The 21,808-nt window shown below is 65.1% G+C and carries 24 protein-coding genes; 13 read left to right on the forward strand and 11 right to left on the reverse strand.

Annotation, left to right across the window (positions count from 1 at the left end; translation table 11 throughout):
* The first annotated feature begins 129 nt into the window (after positions 1 to 129).
* A complete protein-coding gene (locus tag DYI42_RS08470; protein WP_213545504.1) occupies positions 130 to 900 on the forward strand; it encodes a sulfite exporter TauE/SafE family protein in 771 nt (256 codons plus the stop codon).
* Between the two features lie 9 nt (positions 901 to 909).
* Here DYI42_RS08470 and DYI42_RS08475 read toward each other — a convergent pair whose 3' ends face one another.
* The 4 genes from DYI42_RS08475 to DYI42_RS08490 form a co-directional block, all read right to left on the reverse strand.
* Complete coding sequence (locus tag DYI42_RS08475) at positions 910 to 1,434, reverse strand: DUF3859 domain-containing protein (RefSeq protein WP_213545505.1); 525 nt, start codon at positions 1,432 to 1,434, stop codon at positions 910 to 912.
* On the reverse strand, positions 1,431 to 2,024 hold the full coding sequence (locus DYI42_RS08480) for a DUF3859 domain-containing protein (RefSeq protein ID WP_213545506.1): 594 nt from the start codon (positions 2,022 to 2,024) through the stop codon (positions 1,431 to 1,433). The genes DYI42_RS08475 and DYI42_RS08480 overlap by 4 nt, the downstream gene beginning before the upstream one ends.
* Positions 2,025 to 2,104: 80 nt before the next feature.
* Positions 2,105 to 2,614, reverse strand: a complete 510-nt coding sequence (locus DYI42_RS08485) for a DUF3859 domain-containing protein (protein ID WP_213545507.1) — start codon at positions 2,612 to 2,614, stop codon at positions 2,105 to 2,107.
* A 92-nt stretch (positions 2,615 to 2,706) separates the two neighbouring features.
* Complete coding sequence (locus DYI42_RS08490; protein WP_213545508.1) at positions 2,707 to 4,305, reverse strand: phosphoenolpyruvate carboxykinase; 1,599 nt, start codon at positions 4,303 to 4,305, stop codon at positions 2,707 to 2,709.
* Between the two features lie 353 nt (positions 4,306 to 4,658).
* Here DYI42_RS08490 and DYI42_RS08495 point away from each other — a divergent pair, with 353 nt between their 5' ends.
* From DYI42_RS08495 to DYI42_RS08525, 7 genes are all read left to right on the forward strand, one after another.
* Positions 4,659 to 5,360: a response regulator transcription factor gene (locus DYI42_RS08495; protein WP_213545509.1), complete on the forward strand. Its 702-nt coding sequence runs from the start codon at positions 4,659 to 4,661 to the stop codon at positions 5,358 to 5,360.
* Positions 5,361 to 5,467: 107 nt separating this feature from the next.
* Complete coding sequence (locus DYI42_RS08500) at positions 5,468 to 7,075, forward strand: sensor histidine kinase (RefSeq protein WP_213545525.1); 1,608 nt, start codon at positions 5,468 to 5,470, stop codon at positions 7,073 to 7,075.
* A gap of 39 nt (positions 7,076 to 7,114) precedes the next feature.
* Entirely contained in the window at positions 7,115 to 7,588 is a 474-nt protein-coding gene (locus DYI42_RS08505; protein ID WP_244867733.1) for an HPr kinase/phosphorylase, read from the forward strand.
* On the forward strand, positions 7,581 to 8,540 hold the full coding sequence (gene rapZ, locus DYI42_RS08510; RefSeq protein ID WP_440870634.1) for an RNase adapter RapZ: 960 nt from the start codon (positions 7,581 to 7,583) through the stop codon (positions 8,538 to 8,540). Before DYI42_RS08505 ends, rapZ begins: the two co-directional genes overlap by 8 nt.
* On the forward strand, positions 8,537 to 8,929 hold the full coding sequence (locus DYI42_RS08515; RefSeq protein ID WP_213545510.1) for a PTS sugar transporter subunit IIA: 393 nt from the start codon (positions 8,537 to 8,539) through the stop codon (positions 8,927 to 8,929). The genes rapZ and DYI42_RS08515 overlap by 4 nt, the downstream gene beginning before the upstream one ends.
* Positions 8,930 to 8,941: 12 nt before the next feature.
* Positions 8,942 to 9,211: an HPr family phosphocarrier protein gene (locus DYI42_RS08520; protein WP_213545511.1), complete on the forward strand. Its 270-nt coding sequence runs from the start codon at positions 8,942 to 8,944 to the stop codon at positions 9,209 to 9,211.
* A gap of 55 nt (positions 9,212 to 9,266) precedes the next feature.
* Positions 9,267 to 10,175 carry a lysophospholipid acyltransferase family protein gene (locus DYI42_RS08525; RefSeq protein ID WP_213545512.1) on the forward strand — a complete coding sequence of 303 codons (909 nt, stop codon included), beginning with the start codon at positions 9,267 to 9,269 and terminating at the stop codon, positions 10,173 to 10,175.
* A 42-nt stretch (positions 10,176 to 10,217) separates the two neighbouring features.
* Here the strand turns inward: DYI42_RS08525 and DYI42_RS08530 are convergent, their stop codons facing one another.
* On the reverse strand, positions 10,218 to 11,093 hold the full coding sequence (locus DYI42_RS08530) for a 3-hydroxybutyryl-CoA dehydrogenase (RefSeq protein WP_213545513.1): 876 nt from the start codon (positions 11,091 to 11,093) through the stop codon (positions 10,218 to 10,220).
* A 167-nt stretch (positions 11,094 to 11,260) separates the two neighbouring features.
* Between DYI42_RS08530 and DYI42_RS08535 the strand changes: the two genes are divergently transcribed.
* The gene (locus DYI42_RS08535; RefSeq protein ID WP_213545514.1) at positions 11,261 to 12,097 is read left to right on the forward strand and encodes a DUF6473 family protein; all 837 of its coding nucleotides are present in this window, start codon (positions 11,261 to 11,263) and stop codon (positions 12,095 to 12,097) included.
* A 67-nt stretch (positions 12,098 to 12,164) separates the two neighbouring features.
* On the opposite strand, the gene DYI42_RS08540 is transcribed toward DYI42_RS08535, so the two are convergent.
* The 6 genes from DYI42_RS08540 to DYI42_RS08565 all read right to left on the reverse strand — a co-directional run bounded on the left by DYI42_RS08540 (position 12,165) and on the right by DYI42_RS08565 (position 16,286).
* A complete protein-coding gene (locus tag DYI42_RS08540) occupies positions 12,165 to 13,091 on the reverse strand; it encodes an electron transfer flavoprotein subunit alpha/FixB family protein (RefSeq protein WP_213545515.1) in 927 nt (308 codons plus the stop codon).
* Positions 13,091 to 13,849, reverse strand: a complete 759-nt coding sequence (locus DYI42_RS08545; protein ID WP_213545516.1) for an electron transfer flavoprotein subunit beta/FixA family protein — start codon at positions 13,847 to 13,849, stop codon at positions 13,091 to 13,093. The genes DYI42_RS08540 and DYI42_RS08545 overlap by 1 nt, the downstream gene beginning before the upstream one ends.
* Before the next feature lie 148 nt (positions 13,850 to 13,997).
* Positions 13,998 to 14,570 carry a cob(I)yrinic acid a,c-diamide adenosyltransferase gene (locus DYI42_RS08550; protein ID WP_213545517.1) on the reverse strand — a complete coding sequence of 191 codons (573 nt, stop codon included), beginning with the start codon at positions 14,568 to 14,570 and terminating at the stop codon, positions 13,998 to 14,000.
* 1 nt (position 14,571) lies between these two features.
* On the reverse strand, positions 14,572 to 14,775 hold the full coding sequence (locus tag DYI42_RS08555) for a twin transmembrane helix small protein (RefSeq protein ID WP_213545518.1): 204 nt from the start codon (positions 14,773 to 14,775) through the stop codon (positions 14,572 to 14,574).
* 65 nt (positions 14,776 to 14,840) lie between these two features.
* Positions 14,841 to 15,674 carry an SDR family NAD(P)-dependent oxidoreductase gene (locus DYI42_RS08560; protein WP_213545519.1) on the reverse strand — a complete coding sequence of 278 codons (834 nt, stop codon included), beginning with the start codon at positions 15,672 to 15,674 and terminating at the stop codon, positions 14,841 to 14,843.
* Positions 15,675 to 15,719: 45 nt separating this feature from the next.
* Positions 15,720 to 16,286, reverse strand: coding sequence for an SH3 domain-containing protein (locus tag DYI42_RS08565; RefSeq protein ID WP_213545520.1), 567 nt, complete (start codon positions 16,284 to 16,286; stop codon positions 15,720 to 15,722).
* Positions 16,287 to 16,445: 159 nt separating this feature from the next.
* Between DYI42_RS08565 and DYI42_RS08570 the strand changes: the two genes are divergently transcribed.
* The 4 genes from DYI42_RS08570 to DYI42_RS08585 all read left to right on the forward strand — a co-directional run.
* Entirely contained in the window at positions 16,446 to 18,770 is a 2,325-nt protein-coding gene (locus DYI42_RS08570) for a DNA topoisomerase IV subunit A (protein ID WP_213545521.1), read from the forward strand.
* A 63-nt stretch (positions 18,771 to 18,833) separates the two neighbouring features.
* On the forward strand, positions 18,834 to 20,075 hold the full coding sequence (locus DYI42_RS08575) for a YjgN family protein (RefSeq protein ID WP_213545522.1): 1,242 nt from the start codon (positions 18,834 to 18,836) through the stop codon (positions 20,073 to 20,075).
* 30 nt (positions 20,076 to 20,105) lie between these two features.
* The gene (locus DYI42_RS08580) at positions 20,106 to 21,239 is read left to right on the forward strand and encodes a M48 family metallopeptidase (RefSeq protein ID WP_213545523.1); all 1,134 of its coding nucleotides are present in this window, start codon (positions 20,106 to 20,108) and stop codon (positions 21,237 to 21,239) included.
* On the forward strand, positions 21,236 to 21,808 hold a 573-nt coding region (locus DYI42_RS08585; RefSeq protein WP_213545524.1), incomplete at its 3' end, for a hypothetical protein. The genes DYI42_RS08580 and DYI42_RS08585, both read left to right, overlap by 4 nt.

Consider the following 21,808-nt stretch of genomic DNA (forward strand, 5'->3'; position numbering starts at 1 on the left):
CGTGCTCGGGTCGGGATAATCCTTTCGCAGGTGCAGCGCAACTTAATTTCGCTGAACGCTACTTTGGTGCATAAAAATGTCGCGGTCGATTGAAGGTGCAGCAGCGCGAGCGGCGCGTTATGAGGCAACATGACCTTTCTGCCCGATCTCCTCACCCCCGGCCTCATCGTCTTCGCCCTCGGCGTTACGCTTCTGGCGGGCGTGGTGAAGGGCGCGGTGGGCTTTGCCATGCCGCTCATCATGATCTCGGGCATGGGTATCCTGCTGGACCCCAAGCTGGTGGTCGCGGGCATCATCCTGCCCATCGTCGTCTCCAATGCCTTGCAGGTCGCCCGCTGCGGCTGGGAAGAGGCGAAGGCGGCGGTGCGGGATTACTGGGTTTATACCCTCATCGTCTGCGTGATGATCCTGCTCTCCGCCCAACTCGTCACCGTGATCCCCGACAATGTGATGTATCTGGTGCTGGGCGTGCCCGTCACGCTGCTCTGCGCCATCCAGCTCGCCGGGCTGAAGCTGTCGATTCCCGAAGATCGCAGGCCGGTGGCCTCGGTTGTGGCGGGCTTTCTCTCGGGGCTGCTCGGGGGCCTTGCGGGCACTTGGGGGCCGACGACGGTGCTCTACCTCGTGGCCATCGACACGCCCAAGGCGCGGCAGATCGTGGTACAGGGCGTCATCTACGGGCTCGGGTCGGTCATGCTGCTGGCCGGGCACCTCAAGAGCGGGGTGATGAACGGTGAGACGGTCTGGTTTTCTGCCTTCCTGCTGTTGCCGGCGCTGGTGGGCATGTGGCTGGGCTTCAAGCTGCATGACCGGATTGACCAAGCCACATTCCGCAAAGCCACGCTGGCGGTGCTCTTGATCGCCGGTCTCAACCTCATCCGCCGCGGGCTGATGGGCTAGCCATCGGGCCTACTCGCTGCGCGGCACCCCGGCGCATTGGCGCGCGATTTCCGGATCGGCCTCCGCCGCTCCGAGAATGAAGCTCACGCGGTAAAGCTCGCGTCCTGCGTGGCTTGCCGTCAGCACCCATTCCCCGGCCACCATCTCCGAGTCGCGCTCGATGCGATAGGCGGAGTAAACGTCGCCATCCGGGTAAAGCCGGTTCTCAAAGCTCTGGTTGCTGGTGCCGTTCTCGAAGGGCGGGTGGCTCCAGGTGATGGTGACAGGGTCGAAGGTTTCGCTAGCCGAGCGAGCGCGCACGCCAAAGGTCACCTCTCGCACCAGCGGCACTTCGGTCGTCGTCCATGTGTTCCGGGGGATGTCGCCCCCGGTTTCGATGCTGCCCTCTTCCGTACCGGGCGCGGCGACGGGCTCACCGCGCGGCGCCTCGCAGACCACGAAGGGCTCCACCTCCGCAACAGCCGCATCCTTGAAAACCTGGCTGCTCGCAGGGGCGGCAGGAAGCAGGAGAGCGAAAAGGTAAAAAGCCTTCACCCGGGCGCACCCTCGGCCTCGGGCAGGGGGGCGAAGCTCAGCAGGCTCTCCGGGTCGCAGAGCGTGGCGGCGCCGGGATAGGCCTCTGGCGGGACCACTGTGAAGGGGATGCGATAGAGCGTTTCGCCCTCGTAGGTCGCATGCATCACCCATGTGCCTGTGACCGCCTCATAGGGAAAGTCGAAGCGGTAGAGATGGGTCGAAAAGGCACTGTCGCTATAGCTGGCCCGCCAGCTCTGGGTGGTGGTGCCCCGGCCCGGGAAGGGCGGGTGATGCACGGTGAAGGTCGCGCCGGTTATCGTCACCCCGTCCGCCGCGCGGGCGCGCACGCCGAAGCCCAGCCCCAACAGCGCAGGCACAACCTGGCCCAGCGGCGACAGTTCGGGGGGCGTGTCGAACACATCCACCTGCCCCCGGTCGGTGTCCGGGGCCTCCATGGAGCCTGTGATCTCGACGGCGCAATTGAGGCCATAGCTGACCTCGGCCACCAGCGCGGTGTTGATGTAGAGCTCGGCAGAGGTCTCCTGCGCCTCGGCGGCAGGCGCGGCGATGGAGAGTGCGAGCAGGAAGGTGAGGCGCATGTGTTTCATATCTGTGGGGAATATGGGGCCTTGAGCGGCAGAACCCAAGGGCCCGGATCACGTGTAACGGGTTTCGTCACCCGCCCGGCTCAGGCGGCGGGCGTCCCGGCGGGGCGCGGGGCCTCGCCCAGCAGGTCCAGGTGCTCACAGTCCAGCGGCGGGCCGCTGTAGGCCTCGGGCGGGACCACCTTGAAAGAGACCGAGTAGATCATCCTGCCACCCGCCAGCGCCTGAAGCTGCCACAGCCCCGGCGTGGCCTCATGCGGCAGGTCGAAGGTGAAGACATGGGTCATCGGGGCGTTCGGCCCGAGATGCGAGGTAAAGCTCTGGCTGGTGGTGCCGGTGCCGGGGAAGGCCGGATGCAGGCTGCGGATGGTGATGCGTGTGGGCGCGGCATCCGGGCGCGCCCAGGCCTTCACACCAAAGCCCACGCCCAGAACGGCAGGCACCTGCTGGTGGCTGTCAACGAACCGCACCTCGCCTTCAAAGATGTCCACGCGCCCGTTCTCGGTGCCCGGCGCGTCTTCGGAGGAGACGATGGGCAGAGGGCAGGTCAGCCCGAATTCCAGCCGTTCGATCACGGCTGAGTCCGCCTGCACGCGCGGCTCTGCTCCCCCCGCAGCGGCAGACAGCAAAAGGGCGGCAAGGGCCAGCCCGGCCCCTACCGCCCCTGATATCGTGCGCTCGAAGCTCACCCGATGGCGACGGCCTTCACGTCGTCGTCGATGTAGGCGTCATACTGGGCGAAGTTCTCGGCGAACATGTCCACCAGCTTCTTTGCCTGCGCGTCATAGGCGTCCTTGTCGGCCCAGGTCGAGCGCGGGTCGAGCAGGGCGGCATCGACGCCGTGCACCGTGACCGGCACCTGGAAGCCGAAGTTCTCGTCCTTGCGGAAGGTGGCCTCGTGCAGCGAGCCGTCGAGTGCGGCGGTGAGCAGGGCGCGGGTGGCCTTGATCGGCATCCGCGAGCCGGTGCCATAGGCGCCGCCGGTCCAGCCGGTGTTGACCAGCCAGCAGGTGGCGCCGTGGGTGTCGATCTTCTCGCGCAGCAGGTTGCCGTAAACCTCGGGGCGGCGCGGCATGAAGGGCGCGCCGAAGCAGGTGGAAAAGGTGGGCTCGGGCTCGGTCACGCCGCGCTCGGTGCCCGCCACTTTGGAGGTGAAGCCCGAAAGGAAGTGATACATCGCCTGCGCGGGCGTAAGCCGGGCGATCGGGGGCAGCACGCCAAAGGCGTCGCAGGTGAGCATGATGATGTTCTTGGGGTGCCCGCCCAGCGCCGTTTCGGAGGCGTTCGAGATGTAATGCAGCGGGTAAGCGCAGCGCATGTTGGCCGTGAGGCTGTCATCCTCGAAGTCCAGATCCTTTGTTTCGGGATCGTAGACCATGTTTTCGATCACGGTGCCGAACATCTCGGTCGTGGCGTAGATCTCGGGCTCGGCCTTGGCGCTGAGGTTGATCGTCTTGGCGTAGCAGCCGCCCTCGAAGTTGAAGGTGCCGCGATCCGACCAGCCGTGCTCGTCATCGCCAATCAGTACGCGGTTCGGGTCGGCCGAAAGGGTGGTCTTGCCGGTGCCGGAAAGGCCGAAGAACACGGCCGCATCCACCGGGTTGCCCGCGGCGTGGTTGGCCGAGCAGTGCATCGGCATGATGCCGCGCTCGGGCAGCAGGTAGTTGAGCAGGGTGAATACGGATTTCTTGTTTTCGCCCGCGTATTCGGTGCCGCCGATCAGGATCAGCTTCTTGTCGAGGTTCAGCGCGATGACGGTCTCGCTGCGGCAGTCATGTTTGGCCGGGTCGGCCTGGAAGCTGGGGCAGTTGATGACGGTGAATTCGGGCTCGAAGCTGTCGAGCTCGTCGCGCGACGGGCGGCGCAGCATGTGGCGAATGAAGAGCGAGTGCCAGGCCAGCTCGGTGACCATGCGCACATCCAGCCGCTGGGCCGGGTCGGCACCGCCGAAGAGATCCTGCACGAAGTAGTCGCGGCCCTTCATGTGCTCCAGCATGTCGGCGTAGAGCGCATCGAAGCCGGCTTCCGACATCGGCGCGTTGTTGTCCCACCAGATGGTGTTTTCGGTCGCCGCCGAGCGCACCACGTGTTTGTCCTTGGGCGAACGCCCGGTGAACTTGCCGGTGGAGCACAGAAACGCGCCGCCCTTGCCCAGCTCACCCTCGCCACGCTTGATGGCTTCTTCGATGATGGCCGGCTCGATGAGGTTGTAATAGACGTTCCCCAGGCCGTTAATCCCTTGATCTTCCAGGCGTTTGGCGGGGTTGACGCGTCCGATGGTCATCGTTTTCTTGTGCTCCTGAGGCAAGCTCTGATCTGGTAGCCTGTCCCGTGCCATCCCGGCCCGGAACGCCTCCCCGAGCATGGGGAAGTTCCGCCCCTATAGCATGACATTTTTTCAAAGGAACCGGCGCAGGCGCGGCGTTAGCGCAACCAGCGGCAGTTTAACGCAAACATCCGCCGAGGGGCGCAAAATGCGGCGGTGAGGTGATGCAAATTAGCCATTCGTTCTCACTTTTGCGGTTCATTGTGGGGCAGTAGCGCCGGTGATTCGCACTTAGTAGTTGATTCCAAAGGTGCGATTCGGGATGTTGAGGCAAAACAAGGCAACGAGCACAAACAATAAGGAATGCAGGCATGTCGAGAATTGCCCTCGTCGATGACGACCGGAATATCCTCACTTCTGTTTCGATGACTCTGGAGGCCGAAGGCTTCGAGGTCGAAACCTATAACGATGGTCAGACCGCGCTGGACGCGTTCAACAAGAAACTCCCCGACATGGCCGTGCTGGACATCAAGATGCCCCGGATGGACGGGATGGATCTGCTTCAGCGGCTCCGGACCAAGACCACCATGCCGGTGATCTTCCTCACCTCCAAGGATGACGAGATCGACGAGGTGCTCGGTCTGCGCATGGGCGCCGACGACTACGTGAAGAAGCCCTTCTCCCAGCGTCTGCTGGTGGAGCGCATCCGCGCCCTGCTGCGCCGCCAGGAGGTGATCGCCGGTGACGGCCCGACCGAGGCGGAAACCGCCCAGGTGATGGTGCGCGGCGAGCTGGTGATGGATCCGCTGCGCCACGCCGTGACCTGGAAAGGCCTCGACGTGTCGCTTACCGTCACCGAGTTTCTGCTGCTCCAGGCGCTCGCCCAGCGCCCCGGCTTCGTGAAGAGCCGCGACCAGCTGATGGACGTTGCCTACGACGATCAGGTCTATGTCGACGACCGCACCATCGACAGCCACATCAAGCGCCTGCGCAAGAAGATGCGCTCGGTGGACGATGAGTTCTCCGCGATCGAAACCCTCTATGGCATCGGGTATCGCTACAACGAGGAGTGAGGCGCAGCGGGCAGGAGGTGGCCCCGGTGCGGGACACAGGCCGGACATATGAAGCGGATGTCGTCCTCGGCGAAGACTGGGAAAGCCCCCAGAGCGCCGACTACGCCATGCAGCAAAAGCGTGCGCGTCGGGGCTTCCTGACGCTCAACCGCTCGCCGCTTGCCCGCAAGATCATTACCTTCAACCTGCTCGGCCTGCTGCTTCTGGTGGCGGGCGTGTTCTATCTCAACCCGTTCCGTGACAGCCTCGCGCTGCAACGGGAGGCCGGGCTTCAGGCCGAGGCCCAGCTCATCGCCGATGTGTTCGAGGTGCAGCTCGATGGCGCGCCGGTGGCGCTCGACGCCAGTGGTGTCGACGTGCAGGCCGTGGTCGACGGGCTCGACCTCTCTTCGGGGGTCGAGGTCTTCGTGTTCGGCGCGCAGGAAACGATCCTGGGCTCCACCGTCGGCAGCGATGCCATCAGCGCCGTGACCCAGGCCCAAAAAGAGCGGCGCACCGTTATCACTGACTTCCTCAACGCGATCTGGGAGGGGATGTCTTCCATCTTCTCCTCGCAGCGCACCGACATCCCCGATGTCGACCCAGAGGGGCTGGCCCGCGCCATGGTGGCCGATGCCGCAACCGGGCGCACCACGGTGCGCACCGGGTCCAACGCTGCCGGCGGCACGATCTTCTCAGTGGCGACGCCGGTGATCGCGGGAAACCAGGTGGTTGGCGTGGTGGCCATCACCTCGGCCCAGGGCGAGATCGACACGCTGGTGCGCTCCGAGCGCGAGCAGGTGCTGCAGATGTTCGTCATCGCCATCCTCGTTTCCATCGGCCTGTCGCTGCTGCTGGCCTCCACCATTGCCAACCCGATTGCCGACCTTGCCTCTGCCGCCGAGATCGGGCGCGAGAAGGGCGAGCAGAAGATGAGCCCCAGCAGGGTCCGCATCCCCGATCTCACCGGCCGCCCCGACGAGATCGGCCGCCTTTCGGGCGCGCTCAGGGGCATGGTGGCCGCGCTCTATGACAGGATCGACGCGAACGAACAGTTTGCCGCCGACGTGAGCCACGAAATCAAGAACCCGCTCGCCAGCCTGCGCTCTGCCGTCAGCTCGATGCGGGTGGCCAAGCGCGACGACCAGCGCCAGAAGCTGCTCGACGTGATCGAGCATGACGTGCGCCGCCTCGATCGCCTCGTCTCCGACATTTCCAACGCCTCCCGGCTCGACAGCGAGCTGGTGAAGGAAGAGGAAGAGAGCTTCGACTTGCTGAAGATGCTGGGCAACCTGACCGAGTATCTCGGCGGTGAGGCGCAGCGGAAGGGCGTGGAGTTCATCACCGACGTGCCCCGCCAGCCGATCCGCATCACCGGGCTCGAAGCGCGGCTGGCTCAGGTGTTCGTCAACCTCATCACCAACGCGCTTTCGTTCTGCGAAGAGGGCGATGCGGTGCGCGTCTGGGTGCGCCGTCGCGAAAACCGCGTGCTGGTGGTGGTCGAGGATACCGGCCCGGGCATCCCCGAGCAGGCGCTGACCAAGGTCTTCAACCGTTTCTACTCCGAGCGGCCCGAGGGCCAGTTCGGAGACCACTCCGGCCTCGGCCTCGCGATCTCCAAGCAGATCATCGAGGCCCATGGCGGCGTGATCTGGGCCGAAAACATCCGGCCCACCGAAGATGACATCACCTCCGAGCCACTCGGCGCCCGTTTCGTGGTCGGCCTGCCGGTCTGACGACGTGCCGCGCACCGGCCGCGCGGAGGCCAGCGCAGGATGAGCCAGACGATGGCCGGGCAGGACAAGACCCACGACGACTTCTTCCATGCCACCGCAATCGCCTTCGGCGCGCGCGGCGTCCTCATTCTCGGGCCCTCCGGGGCTGGAAAATCATCTTTGGCTGTCGAGCTGATTTCGCGCGGCGCCCGGTTGGTGGGGGACGACCGGCTGATGCTCTCGGGCGAGGGCGGCAGGCTTCTGGCCCGGCCCCGCCCGGGATTCGAAGGCCGGATCGAGTGCCGGGGCGTCGGCCTGCTCACCGTTCCCGCCGTGGCGGAGGCTGAAATCGCCTTGGTGATCGACGCTGGCCGCGAAGAGCGTGACAGGCTGCCGCCACCGCGCGAAATTCTCCTCTTCGGGTGCAGTCTCCCCTTGCTTCACCGGTCGCCAGAGGCTCAGTTTCCGGCAGCGGTGCTGCTGATGATGACGGGCGGTGCCCATGACGCTGCCAATGACCCGACAGATGACTGACACACCGCATACCCCGCCCGCCGTCGAGGCGCTGCCCCTGACCACCGCCGTGCAACGGCTGGTGCTGGTCACGGGCCCGGCGGGCGCGGGCCGCAGCTCTGCCGTGCGGGTGCTCGAAGACCTCGGCTACGAGGCGATCGACAACCTGCCCCTCTCGCTGGTGCCCCGCCTGCTGGAGGGCGCGCCGCGCGGCGGGGCGCTGGCGCTCGGCATCGACAGCCGCAACCGTGAGTTCGACCCGCCGCACCTGCTCGATCTGCTCTCGCAGCTCGATGCCCGCCCCGACATCTCGCACGAGGTGCTCTACCTCGATTGCCAGCCCGAGGTGCTGCTGCGCCGCTACTCCGAAACCCGCCGCCGCCATCCGCTGGCCCCCTCCGAAAGCCCGGAAGAGGGCATCCGGCGCGATTTCGAGCTGCTCGCAGGCATCCGCGAGCGCGCCGATGTGCTCATCGACACATCGGACCTCTCCGTGCACGACCTGCGCGAAGAGCTCGACCGGCTGTTCGCTCTCGAAGCAACGGTGCGCCTCGGCGTCTCGATCCAGAGCTTCTCCTACAAGCGCGGCCTGCCCCACGGGCTCGACATGGTGTTCGACTGCCGCTTCCTGAACAACCCGCACTGGCAGCCCGACCTGCGCCCGCTCGATGGCCGCGAGGCCGCTGTGGTGGCCTATGTGGAGGCCGACCCGCGCTTCGCGGAGTTTCACAACCGCGTGCGGGGTCTTGTCGATATGCTACTGCCCGCCTTTGTAGAGGAGGGCAAATCCCACCTGTCGATCGGCTTCGGCTGCACCGGCGGTAAGCACCGCTCCGTTGCCCTCACGGAACGGTTCGGGAAAGAGCTTGCAGGGGCCGGATGGCGGGTGTCTATTCGGCATCGGGAAATCGAACGGCGGGCTGGGGCACGGGCGGCAGAGCCGCCTGCCGCAGCTTTGGGGAAGAAAGCTTGATCGGAATCGTGATCGTGGCACATGGCGGGCTGGCGAAGGAATATCTCGCCGCAGTCGAGCATGTCGTGGGCCGACAGGATGGCATTCGCGCCATCACCATAGCAGCCGATTGTGACAGATCGCGCAAGCAGGCCGAAATCTGCGATGCCGCCGACGCGGTGGATGATGGCTCGGGCGTGGTGGTGGTGACCGACATGTTCGGCGGCTCCCCCTCCAACCTCTCGCTGCTCGCCTGCCGCCCCGACGATCGCAAGATTCTCTACGGCGCGAACCTCCCCATGCTGGTCAAACTCGCGAAATCCCGCCACCTCAAGGTGGAGGATGCGGTGGGTTGTGCCATGGCGGCGGGCCGGAAGTACATCAACAGCTACGATGGTGGCGTGGTCTGACACGGAGGGGGCATGTCGGTGCAACGTCTGGAAATCGTGAATGAAAAGGGGCTGCACGCCCGCGCTTCTGCGAAGTTCGTGGAATGTGTTGAGCAGTTCGACGCCGAGGCCGACGTATCCAAGGACGGCCTCAGCACAGGGGGCGACAGCATCATGGGGCTTTTGATGTTGGCAGCGTCCAAGGGAACCTTTATTGAAGTCGAAACCCGCGGAGCCCAGGCAGAAGAGCTGGCAACCGCCCTTGCAGAGCTGGTGGCCGACAAGTTCGGCGAAGGCATCTGAGAGACGAGAGCAGGGAGGCACGGCCCTCTTGGTGGAAAGTTACCAACCTAAGACGATGACCCTCCGGCGCGCGCGCCGTGGGCTTGAGCTGCCTGTCAGCGGCCCGGTTACGCAGCCCGAGTCCGAGGCGCTGAACGATGTGCCCTATGATCGCCGCCGCCTGAGCTACGCGAATACCTTTCCCAACCCGCTTCAGGCCAATTTCATCCGGGTGATGGAATGGGCCACGGCCAAGCTGCGGCTTCTGCGCCTGATCCGCCGGTTCGAGGCGCTGGGTGTGCCCCACGGCCAGGGCTTCTGGGCGCAGGCCCTCGGCGTGATGGGCATCAAGCTCACGACGCCGCAGGAGCAGATCGACAACATCCCCGAAACCGGCCCGCTGGTGATCGTGGCCAACCACCCTCACGGGCTGGTCGACGGCATGGTGCTGGCCGAACTGATCGGGCGCCGCCGCACCGATTACAAGATCCTTACGCGCTCGCTGTTGACGGGCGTGGCCGAGATTGACGATTTCATGATTCCGGTGCCCTTCCCGCATGAGCCCGACGCGCTCGAGCGGAACCTTGAGATGCGCAAGAAGGCCAACGAGCACCTGAAATCGGGCGGCTGCGTTGTGCTGTTTCCGGCGGGTGAGGTGGCCTCGGCCAAAACCTGGTTCGGTCCCGCGATTGAGAAAGAATGGCACGCCTTCACCGCCAAGATGGTGCTGCGCTCCGAGGCGCAGGTGCTGCCGATCTACTTCCAGGGCCAGAACAGCCGCTGGTACCAGATCGCCAACAAGCTCTCTGCCGTGCTGCGCCAGAGCCTGCTGCTCTACGAGGTGCGCCACGCGCTGAACAAGCCGCAGGCCCCCGTGGTCGGTACGCCCATCGGCCGCGACGAAATCGACGCCCGCAAGGACAACCCGCGCGGCTTCATCACCTGGCTGCGCGAACAAACACTGGCCCTTAAGCCGCGCGCCTGAGCCGCCGCCACGAATTATCGTACGAAAATTCGTGCGCCCGCGTCAGCGGGTCGGCACCGGCTCCTCGCCGCGATAATCGTAGAACCCGCGCTGGGTCTTGCGGCCAAGCCAGCCGGCCTCGACATATTTGGTCAGCAGCGGGCAGGGGCGATACTTGGTGTCGGCCAGCCCGTCGTGCAGCACGTTCATGATGGCAAGGCAGGTGTCGAGCCCGATGAAGTCGGCCAGCTCCAGCGGGCCCATCGGGTGGTTGGCACCCAGCTTCATCGCCATGTCGATCGACTTCACGTTGCCCACGCCCTCGTAGAGCACGTAAACCGCCTCGTTGATCATCGGCATCAGGATGCGGTTGACGATGAAGGCGGGGAAGTCCTCGGCAGAGGAGGCCGTCTTGCCCAGTTTCTCGACCACCTTTGCGCAGGCCTTGTAGGTGGGTTCGTCGGTGGCAATGCCGCGGATCAGCTCGACAAGCTGCATCACCGGCACCGGGTTCATGAAATGAAAGCCCATGAACTTCTCGGGCCGGTCGGTGCGTGAGGCGAGCCGGGTGATCGAGATCGACGATGTGTTGGACGACAGGATCGTGTTGGGCGCAAGGTGCGGCACGAGATCTTCGAAGATGGCCGTCTTGATCGTTTCGCGCTCGGTCGCGGCCTCAATGATCAGGTCGGAAGGGCCGAGATCGGTCAGCGTGAGCGTCGACGAGATCCGCCCCAGCGCCGCATCGCGCTCTTCCGCGCTGATCTTGTCGCGGCTGACCTGGCGATCCATGTTCTTGCGGATGGTCTCCATCGCCTTGTCGATGGCGTCCTGCTTGATGTCGTTCAGCTTTACGTCATAGCCCGCGAGCGCCAGCACATGGGCAATGCCGTTGCCCATCTGTCCCGCGCCGACAACGCCGATGGTCTGGATATCCATGTGATGCACTCCGCTTGGCTGGTTGCGGCGAGATTAGGGGGGCGATGCAGCCGCAGCAAGAGCCGGAGACCAAAGAAATATCGGTCGAATTCGAAACTTTAGCGAAATCGAAAGGGGGTTCCGTCAGGTTGCCTCCCGGGTGAAGAAAATCTGTGTGAGGTGTGGGAATGACCTTTGAGACAACGGGTCAAAGTGCCCTTGACTATCTGCATTGCCGTTACGGCAAGTCGCGTCTGTTGTTCCGGGGGCCGCGGCGCAAGCTGGATGGCAAGTATGTCGCCTTCTTCGGGGGCACCGAGACCTATGGCAAGTTCGTGGAGCTTCCGTTTCCGACGCTGGTGGAAGAGCAGACGGGGCGGCGCTGCGTCAACTTCGGCTGCCTGAATGCAGGCGCCGACCTTTATGTGAACGATCCAACGCTGATCGATGCCGCCTCGCGCGCTGCGGTGACTGTGGTGCAGGTGATGGGGGCTCAGAACATGTCCAACCGGTTCTACGCCGTTCACCCGCGCCGTAACGATCGCTTCCTGCGCGCCTCCAGCCTGATGAAAACGGTATTCCGAGAGGTGGATTTCACCGAGTTCAACTTCACCCGCCACATGCTCTCCACGCTGCACCGCGTCAGCGAAGAGAAATACCTGATGGTGGTCGAAGAGCTCAAATCGGCCTGGGTCGCCCGGATGCAAACGATGCTGGCAAAGATACCGGGGGCCGTCGTGCTCCTGTGGGTGCGTGACGGGCGCGACCCCTGCCGGGACGATGCGCATGACTCCCTTGGAAACGATCCGCTCTACGTTGACGACGAGATGGTCGATCTGCTGCGCCCGCAACTGGCGGGCGTGCTGGAGGTGATTCCAAGCGCCGAGGCGTGGGGCGAGGGCACCAGGGGCATGGTTTTCAACGAGGTGGAGGCCCCCGCCGCAGCCGAGATGCCGGGCCCCCGCGTGCACATGGAAATCGCCCAGGCCGTAGCGCCACGCATTACCGAGCTGGTGAGGCCATGAAAAAGGCCCGCCGTTCGTGGCGGGCCTTTCTGCATTCTCCGGTCGGGCCATCGGGCCCGGCCACGCCTCAGAGTTTTTCGATCAGCTCCGGAACGGCGGTGAAGAGGTCGGCCACGAGGCCGTAGTCCGCGACCTGGAAGATCGGGGCTTCTTCGTCCTTGTTGATCGCGACGATCACCTTGGAGTCCTTCATGCCCGCGAGGTGCTGGATGGCGCCCGAGATGCCCACGGCAACGTAGAGCTCGGGCGCAACGACCTTGCCGGTCTGGCCCACCTGCCAGTCGTTCGGGGCGAAGCCCGAGTCGACGGCGGCACGCGAGGCACCGACGGCAGCGCCGAGCTTGTCGGCCAGCTTCTCGATCAGCTCGAAGTCCTCTTCCGAGCCCACGCCACGGCCGCCGGATACGACGATGCCGGCAGAGGTCAGCTCGGGGCGGTCGCTCTCGGCCACCTTGTCCTCGACCCATTCGGAGAGGCCCGGGTTGTCGGCCGCAGAGGTGTTTTCCACCGCGGCCGAACCACCCTCGCCAGCGGCGTCGAAGGTGGAAGTCCGGAAGGTGATAACCTTCTTTTCGTCCTTCGATTTCACCGTCTGGATCGCGTTGCCCGCGTAGATCGGGCGCTCGAAGGTGTCGGCATCGACCACGCCCGAGACGTCCGAAAGGATCATCACGTCGAGCAGGGCAGCGACGCGGGGCATCACGTTCTTCGCGTCCGTCGTGGCGGGCGCGCAGATGTGGCTGTAGTCGCCCGCGAGGCTGACGATCAGCGCGGCGGTTGGCTCGGCAAGGCGGTGGCCCAGCGAGGCATCCTCGGCCACCAGCACCTTCGCCACGCCATCAATCTTGGCGGCGGCCTCACCGGCGGCAGAGGCCGAGGCCCCGGCGCAGAGCAGGGTCACGTCGCCCAGCGATTTGGCGGCGGAAACGGCCTTGGCGGTGGCGTCCATCGCCAGTTCGCCATCGGTCACTTCGGCAAGAAGCAGAACAGCCATTACACGACCCCCTTTTCTTTGAGTTTGGCCACCAGCGTGTCGACGTCGGGCACGATCTCACCAGCCTGGCGGGTTTCGGGCTCGGAGGTCTTCACCACTTCGAGGCGCGGGCTGACGTCGACGCCGTAATCTTCGGCGGTCTTCTCATTCAGCGGCTTCTTCTTGGCCTTCATGATGTTGGGCAGCGAGGCATAGCGCGGCTCGTTCAGGCGCAGGTCGACGGTGACGATGGCCGGCATCTTCACCTTGATGGTCTGCAACCCGCCGTCCACTTCGCGGGTCACCACGGCGCTGTCGCCCTCGACCTTCACCTCGGAGGCAAAGGTCGCCTGCGACCAGCCCAGAAGTGCCGAAAGCATCTGGCCGGTGGCGTTCATGTCGTTGTCGATCGCCTGCTTGCCGGCCAGCACGAGGCCCGGCTGTTCCTCCTCGACGACCTTGGCGAGGATCTTGGCCACCGCCAGCGGCTCGATGTCCTGGTGCACGTCATCCGCGGCCACCACGAGGATCGCCCGGTCGGCGCCCATGGCGAGGGCGGTGCGGAGCGTCTCCTGCGCCTGCTTCACGCCGATGGACACCGCAACTACCTCGTCGGCGGTCCCGGCCTCCTTCAGCCGGATCGCCTCTTCCACGGCGATCTCGTCGAAGGGGTTCATCGACATCTTCACGTTGGCAAGATCGACACCGGAACCGTCCGACTTCACCCGGACCTTCACGTTATAGTCGATCACCCGTTTCACAGGCACTAGCACCTTCATGGGGTCTCTCTCCTCGCGTCAGGGGCGGCTTGGCCGCCCGGATTGGGGCATGTGTTAGCGGAGTGCGCGGCCCGCTTACAGGGCAAAATCGACGCAATCCGCCGTGCCGACGCCGCGTTTTGCGACGTTAGCGCAAACGTTTGCGGCCTCAGCGGCTTTGCCCGGGCACCCAGAGCACATCCTCGCCGCCGTTGGCGATGCGCGCGGCGACGAAAAACCAGTCGCTGAGGCGGTTGAGGTAGCGGATGGCATGGGTATTCACATCATCGGGCTCGGCCTCGGCTAACTCAGTTGCAAGCCGCTCGGCGCGGCGGCAGGTGGTGCGGGCAAGGTGCAGATGTGCGGCCAACGGGGTGCCGCCGGGCAGGATGAAGCTGCGCAGCGCCTCCAGCCCCGCGTTCATCTCGTCAATCTCCCGCTCCAGCCGGGTCACCTGGCTTTCGACCATGCGCAGCGGCGTGTATTCCGCCTTGTCGTCCTCGGCGAGGCCCGGTCGGCAGAGATCGGCGCCAAGGTCGAAAAGATCGTTCTGGATCGCGGCGAGCCGCGCGTCCATCTCTCCCTCGGCATGCAGACGGGCCATGCCGACAACCGAGTTCAGCTCGTCGGAGGTGCCATAGGCTGTCACCCGGGCCGAGTGCTTGGCCACCCGGTTGCCGTTGCCCAGCGCAGTGTCTCCCTTGTCGCCCGTGCGGGTGTAGATCTTGTTCAGAACAACCATGTCAGCCTCCCCGGCGCAGCCAGACGAACAGCAGGATCAGAGCAATCGCCACCGCCTGCGCCCCGATCCGCCAGCGCATCACCTTGTTGGCGTGCTTCTTGTTGAAATCCCCGCCCTTCGCAAAGCCGCCGATGCCGAACAGCAGGATGCCCACCACCACGAGGCAGGCGAAGGCGACAAGCAGGAAAAGCGGGTCTTGTGTCATCAGGGTCTCCGGCGTTTCGCCTCATGTAGCCTGTGTGAGCGGGATTGCGAAGGCGACAGCCTGCCTCAGACCTTCCGAATCGCCCAGTCCTGCACCCGCTGTGGCAGAAGCCGCTTGGCGATGGCCATGATATGGGTGGGTGTAGTGATCCGATAGCGCGCGGCGGGGCGGCGGGCGGTGAGGGCCTTCAGCACGGCCTTGGTGACGGCTTCCGGCCCCAGCTCGAAGGGGTCGGGCTTGTCCTGCCGCTTGTAGAGCTGGTCGAGCAGCTCACTCTCGTATTGCGCGCGGCGGGGCGAGGCTTTCCAGTCGATCCATTGCTCGAACTTGGCGATGGCATTGCGCCGAAACTCGGTGCGGATCGGGCCGGGCTCGATCAGCACCACGTTGATGTTGGCGTCCGACATCTCCAGCCGCAGCACGTCGCTCAACCCCTCCAGCGCGAACTTCGAGGCCACGTAGGGCCCACGCCAGCGCATCGCCATGAAGCCCAGCACCGAGGAGCAGTTGAGGATGCGCCCGTGTCCCTGCGCCCGCATCGCCGGCAGCACCAGCCGCGTCAGGGTATGGTAGCCGAAGAAGTTGCTCTCGAAGAGGTCGCGCAGCCCGTCGGTGGGCACATCTTCCAGCGGTCCGACGAGGCCATAAGCGCCATTGTTGAAGAGCGCATCGAGCGTGCCTCCGGTGGCCTCCAGCACCTCTGCCACCGCGGCCTCCATGCTGGCCTCGTCCTGGTGGTCAAGCCGCAGGCTCTCGAAACCCTCGCCGCGCAGGCGGTCCACGTCCTTCTGCTGGCGGCAGGTGGCAAACACACGCCAACCCGCATCACGCAGCCCGTGGGCGGCGTCATAGCCGATGCCGGTGGAACAGCCGGTGATGAGAATGGATTTCTGGCTCATGGCGCCCGAAATGCCCGGGCAAGGGGCCGGGCGCAAGAGCGGGCGTCAGCCCTGCGGCACTTCGCGGATGAAATCGCCCGACATATAGCCTTCTTCGCCGTTCAGCAGGATGCGGGCCCAGCCGTTCTCGGCATAGCCCAAAATTTCCACTTCCTGATCTTCCACGACCTGCCCGATCACACCGTTGCGGGTGGAGGGCCCGGAGCGCACGTTTACCCGCTGGCCCAGCACCACGCCAACGGTGGTGAGCCCGATGGGGTCGGCGGCGGCGGTTTCAGGGTCGGTCAGAGCGGGTTCGGTGGGCTCGGCAGAGGCCAGCGCGGCTTCAACGGCGGCTTCGGTCGCATTTCCGAGGGCAGCTTCGCGCACGGGCTCCGGCTCTTCGGCAACCGGTGCAGGCTCGGCCTGCGCGGCAGCGAGCACCACGGGCGACTCGTCGGCCTTGGTCACGGCGTCCTCTACGGGGGGCTCCAGCGCGGCCAGCTCTTCGGCGGTCAGCTCCGGCGAGTCGGACCCCATGGCCACCTCTGGCCCTTCGCCCACAAGCACCATCGATCCGAAGATCAGCGCCAGCAGCGCCACAACCATTTTCAGCAATCCGCGTGCACCCATTGCACCCTCCAAAGACCTCGCACCAAATTCAATGCTCGTGAACCAACTTTACTATATCGCGCAGGGTTCCATTCGCCCACCTCCCGCGCGGTTTTTTAACGGTGCGTTGCATTGCCGTTTCACTTTACCGCCCCACACGGCTTGGGTATCACAGCATCTATGAATGACGAGGCAGACACCCCCAATATCGAGCCGAACGAGAGGGCAGAACCCCTCCGCCGTGCTATCGGCGAGCGCTACCTGACCTATGCGCTCTCCACCATCATGCACCGCGCGCTGCCCGATGCGCGCGACGGGCTGAAGCCGGTTCACCGGCGAATCCTTTACGCGATGCGCCGTCTTCGGCTGTCGGCAACCGGCGGCTTCCTGAAGTCGGCCAAGATCAGCGGCGACACGATGGGGGACTTTCACCCCCACGGCGATCAGGCGATCTACGATGCCATGGCACGCCTCGCGCAGGATTTCGCGGTGCGCTATCCGCTGGTGGACGGGCAGGGCAACTTCGGCAACATCGACGGTGATGGCCCCGCCGCCTCGCGCTACACCGAAGCGCGGATGACCGTGGGGGCCGAGGCCCTGCTGGAAGGGCTCGACGAGAACACCGTCAACTTCCGTGACAACTACGATGGCCGCTTGCAGGAGCCCGAGGTTCTGCCCGCCGCCTTCCCCAACCTGCTGGCCAATGGCTCCAGCGGTATTGCCGTGGGCATGGCGACGAACATTCCGCCGCATAACATCGACGAGTTGGTGCAGGCCTGTCTGCACCTGCTGAAAACTCCCGACGCCCGCGACGACACGCTGCTGAACTACGTGAAAGGCCCTGATTTCCCGACCGGCGGGGTGATCGTGGAGCCGCCCGAGAGCATCGCCGAAACCTACCGCACGGGCCGGGGTGCGGTGCGTCTGCGGTGCCGCTACGAGGTGGAAGACCTGGGGCGTGGTCAGTGGCAGATCGTTGTCACCGAGATCCCGTACCAGGTGCAAAAGTCCAAGCTGATCGAGAAGATCGCCGAGCTGATCCAGCTGAAAAAGCTGCCGATCCTGGGCGACGTGCGGGACGAGAGCGCCGAGGATATCCGGCTGGTGATCGAGCCGCGCTCCAAGAACGTCGATCCCGAGATCCTGATGGGCATGCTGTTCCGCAACTCCGACCTCGAAGTGCGGTTCAGCCTCAACATGAACGTGCTGATCGACGGGCGCACGCCCAAGGTCTGCTCGCTGAAAGAGCTGTTGCGCGCCTTCCTCGACCACCGCCGCGATGTGCTGGAGCGCCGGTCGCGCCATCGGCTCGAAAAGATCGACCATCGCCTTGAGGTGCTCGAAGGCCTGATGGTGGCCTTCCTCAACCTCGACCGGGTGATCGACATCATCCGCTACGACGACGAGCCCAAGCGCGCCCTGATGGCCGAGGACTGGTCGATCACGCGGGCACGGGCGACCGACGAGCGCGACTATATCAGCCCCATCGGCCCCGACACCCCGGAAGAGCCGCAGGACGGGCTGACAGAGGTGCAGACCGAGGCGATCCTCAACATGCGGCTGCGCAGCTTGCGCCGGCTCGAGGAGATGGAGCTGAAGGCCGAGCAGGACAAGCTGATGCGCGAGCGTGAGGCCCTGCAAGACCTGCTGGAAAGCCCCGATCTGCAATGGGCCCGCATCAGCGACGAGCTGAAAGAGGTGCGCGAGAAGTTCGGCGCCAAGTCCGAGGGCGGCGCGCGGCGCACCAGCTTTGCCGAGGCGGGCGAGGTCGAGGATGTGCCCATCGAGGCGATGATCGACCGCGAGCCGATCACCGTCGTCTGCTCGCAGATGGGCTGGATCCGGGCGATGAAGGGCCATATCGACCTGAGCCAGGAACTGAAATTCAAGGATGGCGACGGCCCGCGCTTTGCCTTCCACGCCGAGACGACCGACAAGCTGCTGCTGCTCGGGGCCAACGGGCGCTTCTACACGCTGCCCGGCGCCCAGCTTCCCGGCGGGCGCGGCATGGGCGAGCCGGTGCGTCTGATGGTCGATCTGCCGAACGATGCCGAGATCGTGGCCCTGTTTTCCCACGTGCCGGGGCAAAAGCTTCTGCTGGCCTCCTCGGCGGGCGACGGCTTTGTGGTCAACTCCGACGAGGTGGTGGCCCAGACCCGCGCGGGCAAGCAATCGCTCAACGTCAAGGATGGCGTCGTGGCCCGCGTCTGCCGGCCGGTGACCGGCGATCACGTGGCCGCGGTGGGCGAAAACCGCAAGGTGCTGGTCTTCGCGCTCGACGAGCTGCCGGAGATGGCACGCGGCAAGGGCGTGCGGCTTCAGAAGTACAAAGACGGCGGGCTCAGCGATGCCGTCACTTTCGCACTCGAAGAGGGCCTGAGCTGGAAAGACCCGGCCGGCCGCACCCGTACCGAAACCGATCTTGCGGAATGGGTCGGCAAACGCGCGTCTTCTGGTAGAATGGCACCACGAGGCTTTCCGAGAGACAACAAATTTACCGACTGAATGTCATGATTTCGCCCGACGCGTCCCCGTAAGAGGGCAGGGCATTGATACGAGGGATGAGCAATGGCTTACACTGACGCGCCGATCGTCGAGGATGACGTGCTGCATGGCGCTTACCGTGGTGAGGGAGGGCGGCTCTTCTGGCTCGCACTCGGCACCGGGGTTCTGACCCTGCTGACGCTGGGCATCTACCGCTTCTGGGCCAAGGCTCGCATTCGGCGCTACCTCTGGAGCGCCACCGCGCCCGGCGGCAACCCGTTTGAATACACAGGCACGGGGCTTGAGAAGTTCCTCGGCTTCCTCGTCGCCGTGGTCATCCTCGCGGCCTACCTCGGCATTCTCAACGTGGTGCTTCTGTTCCTCGGTTTTTCCGTCATCACCGGCGGCGATCCCAACGATCCGATGGTGATGTTTCAGCAGGTTCTGGTGCTTTACATCAACCTCTTTGCGCTGATCCCGCTGATCTTCTTCGCCCAGTATCGCGCGCGCCGCTATCTTCTCAGCCGCACCCGCTGGCGCGGCGTCCGCTTCGGCGCGGAGAAGGGCGCCTGGGGTTACACGTGGCGCGGCTGCCTGCTGTCGATCCTCAGCGGCATAACCTTGGGCCTGCTCAGCCCGCTCCAGACCTTCAAGCTTGAGAAATACACCTGGGATCGCACCTGGTATGGCGATGCAAAGTTCACCCAGGGCGGCAAGTGGACAAGCCTCTACCGCGCGATGATCCATGTGGTGATCGGTGTGCTGCTCTTTATCGGGGCCGCTGTTCTCATGGCCGTCGACCCACAGCTGGGGCTGCTGGGCATGGTGCTGTTTTTCGTGGGATACATCTGGCTGATCATCGGCTTCATCTACTACCAGGTGCATGCGTGGCGCATCCTCGCAGCCTACAAGGTGTTGGGTGAGAACATCCGCTTTCGGTCTCTGCCGCGCACCGGCACCATCATCGGCACCTACATCGTGGGCACCATCGCGGTCTCGTTGCTGACCGCACTTGCGCTGATCCCTGTCGGCTTTCTGATGGCCGGTCTGGCCACCTTCATGGACGGCGCGAACCCCAACGGTCTCTTCGGCAGCCCGCAGGGCATCGCCTTTATCGCGATCATCGCCTTCGCCTATATCTTCGCCATCATCTTCGCCGGGGCGCTCTCGATGGTCTTCATCACCCAGCCGATCCTGCGGCACTATGTCGAGGAAACCACGGTGCTGAATGCCTCCGGCCTTGATGCCATCCGCCAGCGTGTTGGCGACGAGGTGGTGGATGCGGAGGGCTTCGCCGATGCACTCGATGTGGGCGCGGCCTTCTAGGCCGCCCCGCCAAACAACAAGGAGCCGCCCATGAGCGACCCCACACCGCCCATCCCCGCCTTCGCCATCGCGGCCCGTTTCTTCGACGGGCAGAGCGCGGGCGAGACGGTGGTGCGCGGGGTGGCCGACCAGCTCAAGGGGCGGCTCCAGATTTTTGACGAAGAGAGCGGCCGCCTGCTGGCCGAGTGGCCGCTTGAGGAAATCCGGATGATCCGCGATCCCGGATTTGGCGACGGCATAGTGTTCTTCCGCGAGGGCCATGACGAAGCCCGCCTCAACGTGGGCTCGGCCGAGGATGCCGCCGCGCTGGGCGGGGTGACGCCGAACCACCGCAAGGTGAAGGTGGCCAAGGGGACCGCCCGCAAGGTGCTGTTCTGGACAGGCGGGGCCGTGGCGGCGCTGCTGCTCATCCTCTTCGTGATCCTGCCCACCCTCTCCGACACGCTTGCGGGCATGATCTCGCCCGAGCAGGAGGAGCAGATCGGCCTTACAGTCGTGGGGCAGATGGAGGGCATGCTGGGCAGCCGCAACGGCTCGGGCTTTTGCACCGAAGAGGCCGGCCAGGCGGCGCTGGAAAAGATGGGCGACCGGCTCACCGCACATATCGAGCTGCCCTATCCGCTGAAGCTCAAGGTGATCCGCCATCCGATGATCAACGCCTTCGCCGCGCCGGGCGGGCATGTGGTGATCGTCTCGGGGCTGCTCGACAAGGCCTATAGCGCCGAAGAAGTGGCCGGGGTGCTGGCCCATGAAATCGGCCATGTCTACAACCGTGACCCCCTCCGCATCACCATGCGCACCGCAGGCTCAGCGGGGATCCTTTCGATGATTCTTGGCGATTTCGCTGGCGGTGCGCTGGTGCTGGCGATCTCGCAGCAGCTGATGCAGGCCAGCTTCTCGCGTGAGGCCGAAGCGGCGGCCGATGTCTTTGCCTTCGAGGCGCTGGAGCAATCCGGCCTGCCGACCGAGGGCATCGCCCGGTTTTTCGAGAAGCTGCGCGACCGCTACGGCGACAGTGAAGGTGCGATGGAATATCTCGCCTCCCACCCCAACCTCGCCAGCCGGGCGCTGGCCGCCCGTGCCGCCGAAACCCGCACCAGGGGCGATTTCGAGCCGGTTCTGACCGACGCCGAATGGGATGCGCTGAAGGCAATCTGCAAGTGAGGCTGGCCCTGGCGTTCACGGCGCTTCTCGCGGGCTGCTCCGCCACCGCCGACATGGAGGGCCCGGTGGAGCCCATCGGCGCCTTCAGCCTCGGCCATGCGGTCGTGGTGGCCGAAGGGGCCCAAAAGGTGCCCCCCTCGCGGGAGGCGACGCCCGAAGAGTGGCAGGCGGCGCTCGAGGCCGCCCTGACCCAACGCTTTGGCCGGTTTGACGGCGCACAGCTGTATCACCTCGCGTTGAAGGTCGATGCCTATGCCCTGGCGGTGCCCGGAGTGCCGGTGGTGCTGGCCCCCAAGTCGATTCTGCGAATCCAGGTGTCGGTCTGGGATGATGCGGCGGGCGGCAAGCTGAATGCCGAGCCGCGCGTCTTCACTGTGTTCGAGCGGCTCTCGAGTGAAACCGTGGTCGGCTCGGGGCTTACCCGCAGCCGCAAAGAGCAGATCGAACAGCTCTCGGCCAATGCCGCCCGGCTCATCGAGACCTGGCTGCGCGAAAACCCCGCCTGGTTCGCCCCGCGCGGTGCCGGGGCGCCCGCGCCCCAGGTCACACCCCCCGCAGCAAGCCCTGTG

The organism is Vannielia litorea (genome assembly GCF_018424695.1).
GTDB classification, from domain to species: Bacteria; Pseudomonadota; Alphaproteobacteria; order Rhodobacterales; family Rhodobacteraceae; genus Vannielia; species Vannielia litorea_A.

Coding starts and splice junctions, on each gene's coding strand:
- DYI42_RS08570 (WP_213545521.1), top strand. CDS start 16,446: ATGAATGACGAGGCAGACACCCCCAATATCGAGCCGAACGAGAGGGCA.
- DYI42_RS08565 (WP_213545520.1), bottom strand. CDS start 16,286: ATGGGTGCACGCGGATTGCTGAAAATGGTTGTGGCGCTGCTGGCGCTG.
- DYI42_RS08560 (WP_213545519.1), bottom strand. CDS start 15,674: ATGAGCCAGAAATCCATTCTCATCACCGGCTGTTCCACCGGCATCGGC.
- DYI42_RS08535 (WP_213545514.1), top strand. CDS start 11,261: ATGACCTTTGAGACAACGGGTCAAAGTGCCCTTGACTATCTGCATTGC.
- DYI42_RS08520 (WP_213545511.1), top strand. CDS start 8,942: ATGTCGGTGCAACGTCTGGAAATCGTGAATGAAAAGGGGCTGCACGCC.
- rapZ (WP_440870634.1), top strand. CDS start 7,581: ATGACTGACACACCGCATACCCCGCCCGCCGTCGAGGCGCTGCCCCTG.
- DYI42_RS08500 (WP_213545525.1), top strand. CDS start 5,468: ATGCAGCAAAAGCGTGCGCGTCGGGGCTTCCTGACGCTCAACCGCTCG.
- DYI42_RS08505 (WP_244867733.1), top strand. CDS start 7,115: ATGAGCCAGACGATGGCCGGGCAGGACAAGACCCACGACGACTTCTTC.
- DYI42_RS08495 (WP_213545509.1), top strand. CDS start 4,659: ATGTCGAGAATTGCCCTCGTCGATGACGACCGGAATATCCTCACTTCT.
- DYI42_RS08550 (WP_213545517.1), bottom strand. CDS start 14,570: ATGGTTGTTCTGAACAAGATCTACACCCGCACGGGCGACAAGGGAGAC.
- DYI42_RS08545 (WP_213545516.1), bottom strand. CDS start 13,849: ATGAAGGTGCTAGTGCCTGTGAAACGGGTGATCGACTATAACGTGAAG.
- DYI42_RS08580 (WP_213545523.1), top strand. CDS start 20,106: ATGAGCGACCCCACACCGCCCATCCCCGCCTTCGCCATCGCGGCCCGT.
- DYI42_RS08490 (WP_213545508.1), bottom strand. CDS start 4,305: ATGACCATCGGACGCGTCAACCCCGCCAAACGCCTGGAAGATCAAGGG.
- DYI42_RS08525 (WP_213545512.1), top strand. CDS start 9,267: ATGACCCTCCGGCGCGCGCGCCGTGGGCTTGAGCTGCCTGTCAGCGGC.
- DYI42_RS08480 (WP_213545506.1), bottom strand. CDS start 2,024: ATGAAACACATGCGCCTCACCTTCCTGCTCGCACTCTCCATCGCCGCG.
- DYI42_RS08530 (WP_213545513.1), bottom strand. CDS start 11,093: ATGGATATCCAGACCATCGGCGTTGTCGGCGCGGGACAGATGGGCAAC.
- DYI42_RS08540 (WP_213545515.1), bottom strand. CDS start 13,091: ATGGCTGTTCTGCTTCTTGCCGAAGTGACCGATGGCGAACTGGCGATG.
- DYI42_RS08575 (WP_213545522.1), top strand. CDS start 18,834: ATGGCTTACACTGACGCGCCGATCGTCGAGGATGACGTGCTGCATGGC.
- DYI42_RS08555 (WP_213545518.1), bottom strand. CDS start 14,775: ATGACACAAGACCCGCTTTTCCTGCTTGTCGCCTTCGCCTGCCTCGTG.
- DYI42_RS08470 (WP_213545504.1), top strand. CDS start 130: ATGACCTTTCTGCCCGATCTCCTCACCCCCGGCCTCATCGTCTTCGCC.